The organism is Streptococcus bouchesdurhonensis, from assembly GCF_948472335.1.
Genome location: NZ_CAOKTW010000001.1, coordinates 457,578 through 473,033 on the forward strand (window position 1 = coordinate 457,578; position 15,456 = coordinate 473,033).

Consider the following 15,456-nt stretch of genomic DNA (forward strand, 5'->3'; position numbering starts at 1 on the left):
ATGGATAAAGATTTGAGAAATATCCTCTTTTCCAAGTTTGAGACATCCCAACTATCTTTAAGAAATCGGATTGTAATGAATCCAGTTCCAACAGGATTTGTAGAAAGTGGTGTTCCCAAACCAGAAATTGCCGAGTTCTATAAGCGAAGAGCAAAAAATGTAGGGCTATTTATTATAGGCGCTATAAATATTGAGCATGAAACTGCTACTAACAATGAAAATATACCAAATATTTCAACCAGTCGTGATATTGAGGTATGGAAACAAGTAACCAAGGCAATTCACCAAGAAAAAAGTAAGGCTATTGCTGAGCTTTGGCATAGTGGGAGTTCAAGAGCATTTTCAAAAACTGATTTATCTCTTAAGGTCTCTACTCCATCTGGATACATTGGAAAAAAGAAAGTGGGGTCACCTTTATCAGTTGAAGAAATTAACCTTATTGTCCAAAAATTTGCTGAAGCCGCCAGAAAAGCTCAAATATCTGGTTTTGATGGAGTTGATATTCATGCTGCACACGGTAGTTTAATTCATGATTTTTTAACAGCAGAGACCAACCAGAGAACTGATGAGTTTGGTTTTAAAAATAGAACTTACTTTGCAGAAAGAGTTATTAAGGAATGTAGAAAAGTTGTTGGGGACAATTTTCCGATTTTCATTCGCCTATCAAATTTTAAAAGTTATGATCCTACTGCAAAATTAGCAAAAACTTTAGAGGAATTAAAACAAATCATAATACCAATTTCAAATGCAGGTGTTGATATCTTTGACTGCTCTGAAATAAACTATACAGATTCTGCTGTCACTGGAAAATCAGGCAATTTATCATACTGGGTGAAAAAAATTGCAAATAAGCCTACAATAACAACTGGAGGCATAGGTTCACCTGAAATTCTATACAAAGATATTCCAACACTTATTACAGAAATAACATCACAACCTAAAATGTCATATCTTCATTTACAAAGGAAAAAGGCACAAATTTTTTACTCGAATAATTTAGTTTCTGATTTTAAAGAAGGAGGGTTTGATTTACTTGCTTTTGGTCGTCCTCTATTGATAAATGAAAATTGGTTTGATGAAATAACGGAGGAAGATTGATGAAAAAAACAAATACAAAAGCGCCAGCTTATCTACTTTTTATTCTTTCACTAGGATACATTATGGCGGTCCTAGATACAACCGGAGTGGTTCTTGCTGTTCCCCATATTGAAACAGCTATGAGAGTCTCATTAGAGCAATCCATTTGGATTATTAACGCCTATACACTAGCTTTAGGGTCTTTACTCCTACTTTCAGGAAATCTAACAACAAAATATGGTGCTAAACGAATTTTATTAATTGGAATGACAATTTTTACACTATCCTCGTTTGGGTGCTCTTTTTCACCAAATATTGAAACATTAATTATACTTAGATTCATTCAAGGTTTCGGTGCTTCTTTGTTTATGCCAAGTTCATTAGCACTTTTATTCATTTCATACCCCGATTCTACTAAAAGAGCACGTATGTTAGGAATCTGGACAGCAATTATTTCTGTTGCAACCGGTACTGGTTCTTTTATTGGTGGACTAATAATTAACTACTTCGGATGGAGGGGTATTTTCTTGGTCAATATTCCATTTGGAATTTTGACAGTAATTTCAATATTACTTCTCGTGAAAAATAATATTGCCAATCTAAAGACCAGAATTGACATCTTTAGTAATATATTTCTGGTTACAACTATCGGAAGTCTAGTTATTTACCTTGTTGAAGGGAATCAATATGGTTATAGTAACTCAAATCTTTTATTGTTTCTTCTCCTATTTATATTATTTGCTATTGGTTTAGTAGTCCACGATAAAAAAAGTAAAGCACCTATTGTTCCCCACCAACTATTAAAAAATGCTAAGTTTATTGTCTCTAATCTATTAGGTTTAGTAGTTAACATTTCACTATATGGCATTGTTTTGGTGCTAGGACTCTATTTTCAAACTTATTTAAACCTTTCCTCAATGGTTTCTGGACTCCTCATTCTACCAGGAATGATTGTCTTAATTATTGGTAATTTATTTTACGCACGTGCTGTAAAACGATTTTCCGTGGGAAGCCTCGCTACTGTCTCAATTATTTTTGCCATTGTAGGAGCAGCAGGAATTTTTGGAATTGGAGTTCTTTTTCATGAAATTCAACTATACATCCTAATTCCTTTATTTTCTTTAATGAGTCTAGGTATCGGAGTGTTAACTCCAGCAACTACAACCATTCTTATGGAAGCTGCTGGTCAAGAATTATCTGGAATTGCTGGTGCAACTCTAAACGCTAACAAACAGATTGGTGGACTTTTTGGTACAACAATTATGGGGATTGTAACTACTAATTTATCCCATGATTGGAATATAGTCATCGTTATCGCATTTTTGGTTAACGTGATAATGTATATTGCTACTTGGTTAATTGCTAGTCGTTACCTTTATGGAAAAGAATAAAACTAAACAGAACGCAATCAATTTAAAAGTTGATTGCGTTTTATATTATTTCTCAGCACAATTACTCCAATCATCATAATTTGCTTAATAAATAACTCAATTACTTTTGTCGCAAAGATTGTAAAATACCAACTACCTCATAACCTTGATGAAACTGTGAAAAATGCATAAGCGTTAGTTCATATGATAAATTAGATAACACTCGTCGTGTTCCTTGGCTATCCTCAATATTGATTAAACTTCCCAAAAGAAGACCGTCATCATAATGAACTAGGCTACTATCAATTGCAATATCTCTTTTGAGTAGCTCTTCACTCATATCCTGAACCTCGCTAGCAATCGTTTCACTAGTCAAATCTTTTAAATCTTTTACTAACTGATAAATAGTATAGATTGTATTTGATATATAATTAATGGCTTTTATTATACTTCCTGCGAAACTAAAATCCTAGTTCACGATTGATAATTCCAGCAATCAAATTCATTCGTAATCCAAAGCGTTTACGTCGATTTCGATAGCTTGTTGAAAACATTTTAAACGTTTTTACTTTGGCAAAAATATTCTCAACCTTGATTCTCTCTTTAGATAGCACATGATTATAGGATTTATCTTTAAGAGTTAGTGGCTTAAGTTTACTTGATTTCCTCGGAGTTTGCGTTTGTGAATACATCTTCATGATCCCTTGATAACCACTGTCTGCTAAGATTTTACCAGCTTGTCCGATGTTTCTGCGACTCATTTTGAACAACTTCATATCGTGGCAATAGTTCACTGCAATATCCAAAGAAACAATTCTCCCTTGGCTTGTGACAATCGCCTGAGCCTTCATAGCATGACATTTCTTTTTACCAGAATAATTGGCTAGTTGATTTTTTTAGGACGATTGATTTTTACCTCTGTTGCATCCACAATCACCGTATCCTCAGCACTAAGATGAGTTTTTGAAATCGTAAAACCATTTTGAATAAGAGTTGCTTCAACCCATTGACTCTGACGGATTAAGTTGCTTTCGTGAATACCAAAATCAACCGCAATTTGTTCATAAGTGCGGTATTCTCGCATATATTGAAGAGTAGCCATGAGGAGGTCATCTAGTCTTAACTTAGGGGTTCGTCCACCTTTCGCGTGTTTACGTTGATAAGCTGTTTTTAACACAGCTAACATCTCTTCAAAAGTAGTGCGCTGAACACCAACAAGGCGCTTAAATCGTGCATCACTTAATACTTTACTTGATTCATAATTCATAGTTTTATTGTATCATATTTTTGTTTCGCAGGAAGTCTATTACTAATACCAACCTAAGGAAATAAAAAACAATTTCCCGAATTCCTGTTGAACTAACTGATTTACTTCAGTCATGGGAAAAGCAACAAAAAAGAGAACTAGCAAAATTTGGAATTATCCAATCTGATGAACAGTATGTCTTTACTTATATCGATATGAAGAGCAATGTTAACGGTCCACTACACTCTGACTACCTCACGTCATCCAGAACTAACACACGCTACACCTCATAAATTACGTCATACGGGTGCAACTCTTGCCAAACAATTTGGCACATCACTAGAGGACATTTCAGAAGCTCTAACACATAGCGATACAGGTACAACTCAGATTTATGTCAACACTTCTAATGTAGTTCCTATGGCCGTTGGTGAATTTGCCTACCGTAACCTTAAAAAGTAATGGTGTGAATTTTGCTAAAAAAACATCAAAAAACACCCCATGGTGTGAACCATGAAGTGTTGATAAATGCTGTATTGTAGCCGTTTCTTAACGTTTAGAGAACTGGCTAGCTTTACGAGCTTTCTTAAGACCTGGTTTCCTAAATACTTCGAGTACACTTATGGTATTGATACCCCTAAACAAGCGACTTTCTGGTTGGCTTCCTCTTAAACTGTCTTGTCACTAATATTTGAAATCCACTTCCTTTTAGGGTACAATGGTAGAAATGAATTTTTGAGAGGAAAAGAATGAAAAAACTAGCAACCCTTCTTTTACTATCCACTGTAGCCCTAGCTGGATGTGACAACATCCAACGTAGTTTGCGTGGTGATGACTATGTAAATTCTAGCTTGGCTGCTGAGGAAAGCTCCAAAGCAGCAGCACAATCTGCCAAGGAGTTAAACGATGCTTTAACAAACGAGAATGCCAATTTCCCCCAACTTTCTAAGGAAGTTTCTGAAGATGAGGCTGAAGTGATTCTCCACACAAGTCAAGGAGATATCCGTATCAAACTCTTCCCTAAACTCGCTCCTCTAGCGGTTGAAAACTTCCTCACTCATGCCAAAGAAGGCTACTATAACGGCATTACCTTCCACCGTGTCATCGATGGTTTTATGGTCCAAACTGGAGATCCAAATGGAGACGGTACAGGTGGTCAGTCTATCTGGCATGACAAGGATAAAACTAAAGACAAGGGAACTGGTTTCAAAAACGAGATTACTCCTTATCTCTATAACATCCGTGGTGCTCTTTCTATGGCTAATACTGGTCAACCAAACACCAATGGCAGCCAGTTCTTCATCAACCAAAACTCTACCGATACCTCTGCTAAACTCCCTACAAGCAAGTATCCAAAGAAAATCATCGAAGCCTATAAAGAAGGGGGAAACCCTAGTCTAGATGGCAAACACCCAGTCTTTGGTCAAGTGATTGACGGTATGGATGTTGTAGATAAAATTGCTAAAGCCGAAAAAGATGAAAAAGACAAGCCGACTACTGCTATCACAATCGACAGCATCGAAGTGGTGAAAGACTACGATTTTAAATCTTAAAAACCAAAAAATACAGTATCCACATTCGGTACTGTATTTCTTTTATCCTCATTTTTAAGTTAGATTATTAAAATCCCAGATTTGGTCCATCCAGCCTTCATAGAAGTCTGGTTCGTGGCAGACCATAAGGATAGACCCTTTGTATTCTTTAAGAGCGCGTTTGAGTTCATCCTTGGCATCCACATCCAAGTGGTTGGTCGGCTCGTCCAGCACTAAAACGTTGTTTTCACGATTCATCAAGAGACAGAAACGAACTTTGGCTTGTTCCCCACCTGACAAAACCTGAATTTGACTTTCGATATGCTTAGTTGTCAAACCACAACGGGCAAGGGCTGCACGAACTTCTGCTTGGTTAAGTGCAGGAAAGGCATTCCAGACAGCTTCAAGTGGTGTTTGACGATTGCCACCTTCTACTTCCTGCTCAAAGTAGCCAAGTTCTAGGTAGTCTCCACGTTCAACCTCCCCAGCAATTGGCGGAATAATGCCCAAGAGAGACTTCAAGAGAGTTGTTTTCCCGATACCATTTGCCCCGATAATAGCAACCTTTTGATTACGTTCAAAGGTAAGATTTAAAGGCTTGGTCAGAGGACGATCATAACCAATTTGCAAATCCTTGGCTTGGAAGATAAAGCGCCCTGGCGTACGAGCTGGTTTGAAATCAAAGGATGGTTTTGGTTTCTCACTTTGCAGTTCGATAATATCCATCTTATCCAATTTCTTCTGACGGGACATGGCCATGTTTCGTGTTGCAACACGCGCTTTGTTTCGGGCAACAAAGTCCTTAAGGTCCGCAATTTCTTTTTGCTGACGTTCGTAGGCAGCCTCTAGCTGAGATTTCTTCATAGCATAGACTTCTTGGAACTGGTAGTAGTCACCAGAATAACGCGTCAGCTGTTGATTTTCCACATGATAGACGATATTGATAACGTCATTTAGGAATGGAATATCGTGTGAAATAAGGACAAAGGCATTCTCATAGTTTTGGAGATAGCGCTTAAGCCAATCAATATGCTCGGCATCCAAGTAGTTGGTCGGCTCGTCCAAAAGTAAGATATCAGGCTTTTCAAGGAGAAGTTTTGCCAAAAGCACCTTGGTTCTTTGTCCACCTGACAAAGAGGTTACATCTGTATCCATGCCAAAGTCCATGACACCAAGGGCACGCGCTACTTCATCAATCTTAGCATCCAAGGTATAGAAATCACGACTCTCTAAACGGTCTTGAAGTTCTCCCACTTCTTCCGTGAGAGCATCAACATCCGCTCCATCTTCAGCCATTTCCATATAGAGGTCATTGATACGGGCTTCTGCTTTGAAAAGCTCATCAAAAGCAGTACGGAGAACATCGCGCACCGACTGCCCTTCAGCAAGGACAGAGTGCTGATCCAAGTAACCAGCCGTTACATATTTGGACCACTCTACCTTTCCTTCATCTGGCAGCATTTTACCAGTCACGATACTCATAAAGGTTGATTTTCCTTCACCATTGGCACCGACCAGACCGATATGTTCTCCCTTAAGGAGACGGAAGGACACATCTTCAAAAATTGCACGGTCACCAAAACCATGACTCAGATTTTTAACTTCTAAAATACTCATTTTAATTCCTTATCTTGTTTTTATGTAATTGTTTATAGAGAAGCCAAGCCAGATAGCCACCCAAGGTATTGGTCCACAAATCATCAATCTCAAAGACGCGATTAAAATCAAAGAAAAAATCTAAGACTAACTGCGTACACTCAATTCCTAGGCTTATAAGAAAACTGAAAAAGATCACTTTTCTTGTCTTACGCAAATTTGGAAGGAGATAAAGGAGTTGGAAAATCAGAGGAAAAAGTAAGAAGACATTGAGGATATTTTGTAGAAAAAGCCAACATAATTGTCCTATGTCACTCACTTCACCCAGTTTCCAGAAAGAATTGAAAGGAGTCAAAAGAAAAACCAGGCGTCCAAGATGCTGAATACCTGGAGTTTCCACCCCCACGGGAGAATGTTCTTGAGGAGTAAAGCAAAAGTAAACGATACAAATACTATAGAAAATGACTCCCCAGACCAAAATACGATTATAAGTCTTCTTCATCATTAAGGATTGACTGCTGCGACTGCTTTCTGGCGGTCACGTTTCATTGTATTAGAACGCAATTGTCCACAAGCTGCATCAATATCAGTACCATGCTCTTGACGAACCACACAGTTAACCCCTTTTTTCTTAAGCGTATCATAAAAGGCCAGGACGCGCTCTTTAGGACTACGGCTATATTGGTCATGCTCACTAACTGGGTTATAAGGAATCAAGTTTACATAAGACAATTTCTTGATATTCTTGAGCAATTCAGCCAATTCTAAGGCTTGTTCTACACCATCATTGACTTCATTGAGCATGATATACTCAAAGGTCACACGACGATTTGTTGTTTCGATGTAGTACTCAATAGCAGCAAAGAGTTTTTCAATCGGAAAGGCACGGTTAATCTTCATGATGCTTGAGCGCAATTCATTATTGGGTGCGTGAAGGGAAACGGCAAGATTGACCTGAACTCCTTCATTAGCAAAATCACGAATTTTATGGGCCAAACCTGAGGTTGAAACCGTGATGTGACGAGCACCTATAGCCATTCCCTTATCATCGTTGATAGTGCGAACGAAATTTAAGACATTGTTGTAGTTATCAAAGGGCTCACCGATTCCCATGACAACAATATGACTGACGCGTTCATCCTGACCACGTTCATCAAAGTATTTCTGAACCAGCATGATTTGCGCTACGATTTCACCGTTATTGAGGTCACGTTGTTTCTTAATCAAACCAGAGGCACAGAAGGTACAACCGATATTACATCCGACCTGAGTGGTCACACAGACTGACAGCCCGTAGTGTTGACGCATCAGTACTGTCTCAATCAACATACCATCTGGCAACTCAAAAAGATACTTAACAGTACCGTCGGCTGACTCTTGCACGATGCGTTGTTTCAAGGGATTGACTACAAACTGGTCATTAAGCTTAGCAATCAAATCCTTTGAAAGGTTGGTCATCTCTTCAAATGACTGGACACGTTTACGGTAAAGCCATTCCCAGATTTGATCTGCACGAAATTTCTTTTCTCCCTGCTCCAATACCCATTCCTGCATGGTTTGACGTGTTAAACTATAAATTGACGGTTTCATTTCTACTCCTTATTCTCTACTCACTTCTGACGAATGACAAAATGACGTTGCCCCTTGTCCTCTTTCTGAGAATGCTGGTCTTTCTGACGACGTCGATTTTTCTTATCTGCATTCGGTTTTCGTTTGGTTTGAACCGGTTTCTTTCCTTTTTTAGAAGGTGTTTCTTCTTCCTTCTTACGCATTTTCTTGTCAAATGATGCTCGCTTAGGAGCTTCATTTTCTAAGACAAAATAGGCACAACCATAACTACAATACTCTAAAAGGTAGTCTTGTAAACGACTGATTTTTTCAAGTTTTTCTTCTGTTCGGTCATCCTTATAAAAACCTCGTAGGCGAAGCTGTTCGTTGCTCCAGTCTCCCACGATATAATCAAACTTGGTTAAGACTTCTGAAAAACGCTGATTAAAAGCCGTCACATCAAAGGCATCCTTGATATTTTCCACCAAGGAAAAAGCGATCCCTTCCGTTTCGACCTTGTCCCCATGTAAATGGAACTCAGGACCAGGAAACTTGTTATAGTTGTATAATTCAGGTGCAATTTCTTTTCGCATAGATATCCTTTTTTCACGATTACTTAATACTTTATTCTACCATAATTTCTAGCAGTTAGCACGTTTCTCATAAAAATGAAAAAAGTCTGACGATTTTGTCAGACAAAAATAATATAACCTTAAAAAGAGAAGAACAATTCTTCCCTCCAACTATCATTATTTAGCAGCTGCGTACAATTCATCTACTTTGTTCCAGTTAATCACTGAGAAGAAAGCTTTGATGTAGTCAGGACGCACGTTGCGGTATTTCACGTAGTAAGCATGTTCCCAAACGTCCAAGCCCAAGATTGGTTTTTTACCTTCTGAGATTGGTGTGTCTTGGTTTGCTGTTGAAGTCACTTCAAGTTTACCTTCTTTGTTGACAACCAACCATGCCCATCCTGAACCGAAACGAGTTGTTGCTGCTGCAGTGAAGGCTGCTTGGAATTCTTCAAATGAACCAAATGTTGCATCGATTGCTGCTGCAAGTTCTGCTGATGGAGCTGTTTTTTCAGGAGTCATCAATTCCCAGAAAAGAGCGTGGTTCAAGTGTCCGCCACCGTTGTTGATAAGTGCTTGACGGATATCAGCTGGAATAGATTCTACATTAGCAAGCAAGGCTTCAAGGTCTTCACCGATTTCAGGGTGTTTTTCAAGAGCTGCATTAGCATTGTTGACATAAGTTTGATGGTGTTTGTCATGGTGCAAGTGCATTGTTTCCGCATCGATGTATGGTTCCAAAGCGTCGTATGCATATGGAAGATCTGGTAAGATAATAGCCATCTGTAATACCTCTTTTTCTTTCTATATGAAAATGATAACGTAAACATTCACTTTTTTCAAGTTTTTTGCTTATAGATGAGGAAATCACTGACATACTTTCGAATAATACTCTTCGAAAATCTCTTCAAACCGCGTCAACGTCGCCTTGCCGTAGGTATAGTTACTGACTTCGTCAGTTTCATCCGCAACCTCAAAAACATGTTTTGAGCTGACTTCGTCAGTCTTATTTACAACCTCAAAGCAGTGCTTTGAGCAACCTGGGGCTAGTTTCCTAGTTTGCTCTTTGATTTTCCTTGAGTATAAAATAAGTAAATCACTAAGAAACCCACGACAAGATAATCTTGACGCGGGTTGTAGTTTCAAAAATAATTTCAATTTACCTGACTAGCAATCTGTAGGAGTGCCTTTTCAAAAAGGAAACCTTTTTCATAAAGACCTGTTTTAATCTGATAGTCTGTCTCAATCAAATAGGAAATAGCTTGCTTCAAAAAGCTCAAGGAAAGTCCTCGTGAATCTCTCAGCGCAAACTTAATCTGATAGGGATTGGGATTGCGTCCGAGAAAACTGCCTAAACTACTTGCAATCTGAGATTCTGCTTGTCCAGACTCCGACAAAATTTTCACCTGAGTAAAAGTCCGAAATTGTCTTAGCATGACTGCAATCAGTTTGATTTCATCTTCACCTTGCAAGGTCAAGTCTCTAACCAAATCGCGCGCCTGATCCATCTTTTTAGTCAGAATAAACTGAGTTAAATCAAAAATATTGTCCTGCAAGGTCTTGGGAATAGCGTTGACAATATCCTCTTCCTCGATAATAGAATCTTCCTTATAGGACTGTAAAAAGAGAAGATTTTTCTGAATTTCGCTAAATTGAAACCCCGACTTGATGAGGAGATTTTCAAAAGAATGATTGGCAAACTGCAGGCCTTCTTTCTGGCTCCACTTTTGGAAATACTGGCGCAATTCTTGTTCTTTGGCTTCTACTACATCAAAGACATGAGCATCACGCTTAAGTAATTTAACCAACCGTCTCTTGCTATCCAGTTTTCCTTCTGCAAAGATTAACAACTTGGTTGTTGGTGAAGGGTTATCAAGGTATTCTTCGAACGACTTGAGCTCATCATCTGTCAAAAAGCGCTTTTTAGCAGTCGTGATATCGACAAAATGATCCAATATCACGATTTTCTCATCCGCAAAGAAAGGAAGGCTGACCAACTCCAGTTCCACATCCTTGTAGACCACTTCTTTCATATCAAAGTAGGCAAAGTTGAGGTCAGCAGAATCATAACCAATCTGTTTCAACACTTGACTCTTCATCACTTCAAACTGACCCTGGTCTGTCCCTGTAAAAAGGCTCAGGCTCGGTAAATTTGATAAAGTCAATTTCTGACTTTCTTCAATGGCTAGCATCTTCTCTCCTTTCTTCTGATTTTTAATGAATTTAATCAATATAGCGTAATTTCCCACGGAAATCTTCTAGACTCTCGTACCCTTTTTCCGACATGATTTCTTTTAGTTCATTGGTAATGCGGTCAAAAGCACCAACTCCTTCTTTGTGAAGGGTGGTTCCCACCTGCACCATACTTGCTCCACAGAGGATATGTTCAAAGGCATCTCGACCAGTCAGAACGCCACCTGTTCCGATAATTTGGATTTGAGGATTTAAGCGTTGGTAGAAAGCATGAACATTAGCTAGAGCAGTTGGTTTAATATACTCACCACCAATGCCCCCAAAACCATTTTTAGGACGGATAACAACAGACTCATCTTCTATATAAAGGCCGTTTCCGATTGAGTTGACGCAGTTGACAAACTTAAGAGGATACTTATTGAAAATAGCTGCCGCTTGGTCAAAGTGAACAATGTCAAAATATGGTGGCAATTTAATTCCAAGAGGCTTTGTGAAGTAGGCAAATACCTCTGCCAAAATCCGGTCTGTTGTCTCAAAATCATAGGCAATCTGAGGTTTTCCTGGAACATTTGGACAGGAGAGGTTTAGCTCAGTCAGACCACGAAAATCACTCTCTTGGACTTTTTTCAAGATAGTATGGGTTTCCTCTGGAGACATGCCGACTAGAGATAGGAAGAAAGTTCTGTTTGGCTCTTTTTCTTGCAAATCCAAAAGATAATCCAAATAATAGTCTAAGCCATTATTTGGCAAGCCCATAGAGTTGATAGAACCAAGTGGAACATCTTGATAGCGTGGCTCAGGATTTCCCTGACGAAAGTCCAAGGTCGCTGTCTTCGTGACAAAGGTTCCTGCTGCTGAGTTTTTAACGCCTTCTAACTCTGCTATCGTCATACAAGCCACACCTGCCGCATTCATCAAACAATTTTCAAACTCAAAACCAGCAATTTGTGTTTTCGTTGATACCATGATTCTGATCCTCCAGATTCCTTTTATTGCTAATATTATACCATATTTTCAGATTTTCTCTTTGAGAAAGATATTTCAAAGAAAAAGGTTCGTTTTTTAGCATGTTCTAAATCAGTTGTTTCAAATTGAAAGAATTTTTAGAAAATTTTTGTTTTTCTCTTTACAGTTAAAAAAAATTCTGCTATAATGACACACATAATTAAATTAGAATTTAAGGAGAACGATATGACATCTGCTAAAGAATATATCCAAAGCGTGTTTGAAACTGTAAAAGCTCGTAACGGGCACGAGGCTGAATTCCTCCAAGCTGTTGAAGAATTTTTCAACACTTTGGAACCTGTATTTGAAAAACACCCTGAGTATATCGAAGAAAATATCTTGGCACGTATTACTGAGCCAGAGCGCGTGATTTCTTTCCGTGTTCCTTGGGTTGACCGTGATGGAAAAATTCAAGTAAACCGTGGTTACCGTGTTCAATTCAACTCAGCTGTTGGACCATACAAAGGCGGACTTCGTTTCCACCCAACTGTAAACCAAGGGATTTTGAAATTTCTCGGGTTTGAACAAATCTTTAAAAACGTCTTGACTGGACTTCCTATCGGTGGAGGTAAAGGTGGATCAGACTTCGATCCTAAAGGTAAAACAGATGCTGAAGTGATGCGCTTCTGCCAAAGCTTCATGACTGAATTGCAAAAATACATCGGCCCATCACTTGACGTACCTGCTGGTGATATCGGTGTTGGTGGACGTGAAATTGGTTACCTTTACGGTCAATACAAACGCCTTAACCAATTTGATGCTGGTGTCTTGACTGGTAAACCTCTTGGATTTGGTGGTAGTTTGATTCGTCCAGAAGCAACTGGTTACGGTTTGGTTTACTACACTGAAGAAATGCTTAAAGCTAACGGTAATAGTTTTGCTGGTAAGAAAGTTGTTATTTCAGGTTCTGGTAACGTTGCTCAATACGCTCTTCAAAAAGCGACTGAACTTGGTGCAACTGTTATCTCTGTATCTGATTCAAATGGTTATGTCATCGATGAAAATGGTATCGACTTCGATCTTTTGGTTGACGTTAAAGAAAAACGTCGCGCTCGTTTGACTGAGTATGCAGCTGAAAAAGCAACTGCTACTTATCATGAAGGTTCTGTATGGACTTACGCTGGAAACTATGACATCGCGCTTCCATGTGCGACTCAAAACGAAATCAACGGTGAAGCAGCTAAACGTTTGGTTGCTCAAGGCGTGATCTGTGTATCTGAAGGTGCCAACATGCCAAGCGACCTTGATGCCATCAAAGTCTACAAAGAAAATGGTATCTTCTACGGACCTGCCAAAGCTGCCAACGCTGGTGGTGTAGCCGTTTCAGCCCTTGAAATGAGCCAAAATAGCCTTCGCCTCTCATGGACTCGTGAAGAAGTTGATGGACGTCTCAAAGACATCATGACAAACATCTTCAACACAGCTAAAACAACTTCAGAAACATATGGTCTTGATAAAGACTACCTTGCAGGAGCTAACATTGCTGCCTTTGAAAATGTAGCAAATGCTATGATTGCACAAGGTATTGTTTAAGATTCATTTGCTTAATCCTCAATCGCTACGATTGGGGATTTTTATGTTGAATCCAAAAAACTCACCATTAACAGTGAGTTTTAACATCAGAATTTATTTTACTTTCATTAGGGCAGATGACAAACATTCAACAATCTCATCAACTGCTTCATCTATGTTTATAGTTCCTTCATCATTCAACATCATGGGAATAAGATAAGAAAAACTCAATGCTAAGATGTAACGAACAATTCTTTCATTTGACCAATTTAGAATAAGTCCCTTTTCTTTAAATTGATTTAAAACAGGGCTAATTGGTTCTATTATAGATTGAACAATAATATTTCCTAACTGGATAGAAAGATTTTTATCAATAAAAGAACGCCCCAAGAGAATTTTAACATGCATTTGGTTCTCCTGAATGAAAAAGAGCCTATCTCGAACAATACTTTTTAAAAAGAAGGGAAAAGTTTCCTGATCTACTGTGAATTTCTTTTCTGAGAAATCCGCAATCACTTCTGGAATAACCTGTTCTAGAAAAGTAGATAAAATGGCTTCTAAAATACCTTCCTTCGTTTTAAAGTAACTAAAAACAGTTCCTTCTGACACTCCAGCTCGTTCGGCAATAAGGCTGGATGTTGTATTCTCAAATCCAATTTCTGAGAATAATTTTAAGCTTGATAATAATACTCGACGTTGTTTCAAGCTCAAGTTGCTAACTTCTAACGTCTGAGCATACTTTTGTTCTAAACTTTCCATCGCTAGCACCTCTCTCCTACTCTCTTACTTTTACGACTTTTTTGCCTCGACTGTGTCCCATTTTCAGACTACGATAGGCTTCTCTAACTGACTTTAGAGAAAAGTCATACACTTGATCAATTTTCAGCTGAACCTTCCCGTCTGAGACCATTTCAGCTAAAGTGCTAAAATCATCGTATGTAGAATGTCTCGGACCAGTAAACTGAGCACCTTTTATCATAACATAGGGTGAAGGTACTAATGTCCCAATAGCTGTTCCCTTCAAACCTAAACTAAAAGCCAATCTAACATAATCAGATCCATAACAATCCAAAAACTTTGTAATAGGCGTTGGACTAGCTGATAGAAGAGCCTTCTTGATGTTCTCTTCGTAACTTACTGGTATGGCACCTAAAGACTTCAGATACTCTGCATTTTTCTTACTTGCTATTCCAATCACTGTCGACCCCTTAGCAACTGCATACTGTACTGCAATACTTCCAATACCTCCTGCTGCAGCTGAAATAACAACAGTATCTCTTGAATTTAAACCGATTCTTCTAAAAGCCCCACCCACAGTTAGAGAAGCTACTCCCATAGTAGCTGCGTGAGTCATGTCGATCATCTCTGGTTTCAATACAATTTCCGATTCATTGACACAAATTTCTGTTGCTAAAGCTCCCCTCTTAGTTCCCAAACCAGGATCACTAATCATTGTTCCAAACACCTTATCTCCTACTGAAAACCTAGTTACTTCATTTCCAACTTCTGTAATAACTCCAGAAAAATCTCTCCCCACACCTCTTGGAAATAAAGATGATTTAGATTCAAACCAACGACTTGGTTTCCTTAATTTCGTTATAAAAGATAGAAATCGAAGGGGTTTCGCTCCCTCATAAGTTTTATAATCAATAGGATTTAAACCAACAGCATGAACTTCTACTCTCACCTGATTTACATCCAAGGCTGTAGAGTCGATCTTCAGCAAATCCAAGACCTCTTCGTTACCGAAACGACTATACTCTATTGCTTCAACAACCATTTTCTTTACTCCTTAATTTCACAAA

At 38.5% G+C, this 15,456-nt stretch carries 16 protein-coding genes and 1 pseudogene; 5 read left to right on the forward strand and 12 right to left on the reverse strand.

What is annotated here, in order from left to right:
• Together QMQ21_RS02205 and QMQ21_RS02210 are read left to right on the forward strand one after the other, a co-directional pair.
• Complete coding sequence (locus QMQ21_RS02205) at positions 1–1,098, forward strand: oxidoreductase (protein WP_042901634.1); 1,098 nt, start codon at positions 1–3, stop codon at positions 1,096–1,098.
• Positions 1,098–2,468, forward strand: coding sequence for an MFS transporter (locus QMQ21_RS02210; protein WP_000753505.1), 1,371 nt, complete (start codon positions 1,098–1,100; stop codon positions 2,466–2,468). Before QMQ21_RS02205 ends, QMQ21_RS02210 begins: the two co-directional genes overlap by 1 nt.
• Before the next feature lie 100 nt (positions 2,469–2,568).
• Here QMQ21_RS02210 and QMQ21_RS02215 read toward each other — a convergent pair whose 3' ends face one another.
• Positions 2,569–2,787 carry a hypothetical protein gene (locus tag QMQ21_RS02215; protein ID WP_152639384.1) on the reverse strand — a complete coding sequence of 73 codons (219 nt, stop codon included), beginning with the start codon at positions 2,785–2,787 and terminating at the stop codon, positions 2,569–2,571.
• Positions 2,788–2,908: 121 nt separating this feature from the next.
• A protein-coding gene (locus tag QMQ21_RS02220) for an IS5 family transposase (protein ID WP_261813822.1) occupies positions 2,909–3,714 on the reverse strand; the annotation gives its coding sequence in 2 pieces (ribosomal slippage) (positions 2,909–3,337 and positions 3,340–3,714; 804 coding nt in all).
• A gap of 65 nt (positions 3,715–3,779) precedes the next feature.
• Here QMQ21_RS02220 and QMQ21_RS02225 point away from each other — a divergent pair.
• Positions 3,780–4,155: pseudogene (locus QMQ21_RS02225) on the forward strand (tyrosine-type recombinase/integrase); the annotation flags it as partial.
• A 287-nt stretch (positions 4,156–4,442) separates the two neighbouring features.
• Positions 4,443–5,246 carry a peptidylprolyl isomerase gene (locus QMQ21_RS02230; RefSeq protein ID WP_261813823.1) on the forward strand — a complete coding sequence of 268 codons (804 nt, stop codon included), beginning with the start codon at positions 4,443–4,445 and terminating at the stop codon, positions 5,244–5,246.
• A gap of 54 nt (positions 5,247–5,300) precedes the next feature.
• Here QMQ21_RS02230 and QMQ21_RS02235 read toward each other — a convergent pair whose 3' ends face one another.
• The 8 genes from QMQ21_RS02235 to QMQ21_RS02270 all read right to left on the reverse strand — a co-directional run bounded on the left by QMQ21_RS02235 (position 5,301) and on the right by QMQ21_RS02270 (position 12,100).
• A complete protein-coding gene (locus QMQ21_RS02235) occupies positions 5,301–6,842 on the reverse strand; it encodes an ABC-F family ATP-binding cassette domain-containing protein (protein WP_261813824.1) in 1,542 nt (513 codons plus the stop codon).
• Position 6,843: 1 nt separating this feature from the next.
• Positions 6,844–7,326 carry a VanZ family protein gene (locus QMQ21_RS02240; protein ID WP_268718153.1) on the reverse strand — a complete coding sequence of 161 codons (483 nt, stop codon included), beginning with the start codon at positions 7,324–7,326 and terminating at the stop codon, positions 6,844–6,846.
• A complete protein-coding gene (rlmN, locus tag QMQ21_RS02245) occupies positions 7,326–8,411 on the reverse strand; it encodes a dual-specificity RNA methyltransferase RlmN (RefSeq protein ID WP_000804760.1) in 1,086 nt (361 codons plus the stop codon). The genes QMQ21_RS02240 and rlmN overlap by 1 nt, the downstream gene beginning before the upstream one ends.
• 20 nt (positions 8,412–8,431) lie before the next feature.
• Entirely contained in the window at positions 8,432–8,962 is a 531-nt protein-coding gene (locus tag QMQ21_RS02250) for a YutD family protein (RefSeq protein ID WP_049551866.1), read from the reverse strand.
• 156 nt (positions 8,963–9,118) lie between these two features.
• The gene (sodA, locus tag QMQ21_RS02255) at positions 9,119–9,724 is read right to left on the reverse strand and encodes a superoxide dismutase SodA (protein WP_061586884.1); all 606 of its coding nucleotides are present in this window, start codon (positions 9,722–9,724) and stop codon (positions 9,119–9,121) included.
• Positions 9,725–9,808: 84 nt separating this feature from the next.
• Entirely contained in the window at positions 9,809–10,087 is a 279-nt protein-coding gene (locus tag QMQ21_RS02260; protein WP_261813825.1) for a hypothetical protein, read from the reverse strand.
• Positions 10,088–10,095: 8 nt separating this feature from the next.
• Complete coding sequence (holA, locus tag QMQ21_RS02265) at positions 10,096–11,133, reverse strand: DNA polymerase III subunit delta (protein WP_261813826.1); 1,038 nt, start codon at positions 11,131–11,133, stop codon at positions 10,096–10,098.
• Positions 11,134–11,164: 31 nt separating this feature from the next.
• Positions 11,165–12,100, reverse strand: coding sequence for a dihydroorotate oxidase (locus QMQ21_RS02270; protein ID WP_261813827.1), 936 nt, complete (start codon positions 12,098–12,100; stop codon positions 11,165–11,167).
• Positions 12,101–12,325: 225 nt separating this feature from the next.
• On the opposite strand from QMQ21_RS02270, the gene gdhA reads away from it, so the two are divergent.
• Positions 12,326–13,672, forward strand: coding sequence for an NADP-specific glutamate dehydrogenase (gdhA, locus tag QMQ21_RS02275; RefSeq protein ID WP_084929621.1), 1,347 nt, complete (start codon positions 12,326–12,328; stop codon positions 13,670–13,672).
• A 93-nt stretch (positions 13,673–13,765) separates the two neighbouring features.
• Here the strand turns inward: gdhA and QMQ21_RS02280 are convergent, their stop codons facing one another.
• Complete coding sequence (locus QMQ21_RS02280; protein ID WP_020901488.1) at positions 13,766–14,410, reverse strand: TetR/AcrR family transcriptional regulator; 645 nt, start codon at positions 14,408–14,410, stop codon at positions 13,766–13,768.
• A gap of 16 nt (positions 14,411–14,426) precedes the next feature.
• The gene (locus QMQ21_RS02285) at positions 14,427–15,431 is read right to left on the reverse strand and encodes an NADP-dependent oxidoreductase (RefSeq protein WP_049547048.1); all 1,005 of its coding nucleotides are present in this window, start codon (positions 15,429–15,431) and stop codon (positions 14,427–14,429) included.
• Positions 15,432–15,456: the final 25 nt, after the last annotated feature.

Coding starts and splice junctions, on each gene's coding strand:
- QMQ21_RS02205 (WP_042901634.1), top strand. CDS start 1: ATGGATAAAGATTTGAGAAATATCCTCTTTTCCAAGTTTGAGACATCC.
- QMQ21_RS02210 (WP_000753505.1), top strand. CDS start 1,098: ATGAAAAAAACAAATACAAAAGCGCCAGCTTATCTACTTTTTATTCTT.
- QMQ21_RS02215 (WP_152639384.1), bottom strand. CDS start 2,787: ATGAGTGAAGAGCTACTCAAAAGAGATATTGCAATTGATAGTAGCCTA.
- QMQ21_RS02230 (WP_261813823.1), top strand. CDS start 4,443: ATGAAAAAACTAGCAACCCTTCTTTTACTATCCACTGTAGCCCTAGCT.
- QMQ21_RS02235 (WP_261813824.1), bottom strand. CDS start 6,842: ATGAGTATTTTAGAAGTTAAAAATCTGAGTCATGGTTTTGGTGACCGT.
- QMQ21_RS02240 (WP_268718153.1), bottom strand. CDS start 7,326: ATGATGAAGAAGACTTATAATCGTATTTTGGTCTGGGGAGTCATTTTC.
- rlmN (WP_000804760.1), bottom strand. CDS start 8,411: ATGAAACCGTCAATTTATAGTTTAACACGTCAAACCATGCAGGAATGG.
- QMQ21_RS02250 (WP_049551866.1), bottom strand. CDS start 8,962: ATGCGAAAAGAAATTGCACCTGAATTATACAACTATAACAAGTTTCCT.
- sodA (WP_061586884.1), bottom strand. CDS start 9,724: ATGGCTATTATCTTACCAGATCTTCCATATGCATACGACGCTTTGGAA.
- holA (WP_261813826.1), bottom strand. CDS start 11,133: ATGCTAGCCATTGAAGAAAGTCAGAAATTGACTTTATCAAATTTACCG.
- QMQ21_RS02270 (WP_261813827.1), bottom strand. CDS start 12,100: ATGGTATCAACGAAAACACAAATTGCTGGTTTTGAGTTTGAAAATTGT.
- gdhA (WP_084929621.1), top strand. CDS start 12,326: ATGACATCTGCTAAAGAATATATCCAAAGCGTGTTTGAAACTGTAAAA.
- QMQ21_RS02280 (WP_020901488.1), bottom strand. CDS start 14,410: ATGGAAAGTTTAGAACAAAAGTATGCTCAGACGTTAGAAGTTAGCAAC.
- QMQ21_RS02285 (WP_049547048.1), bottom strand. CDS start 15,431: ATGGTTGTTGAAGCAATAGAGTATAGTCGTTTCGGTAACGAAGAGGTC.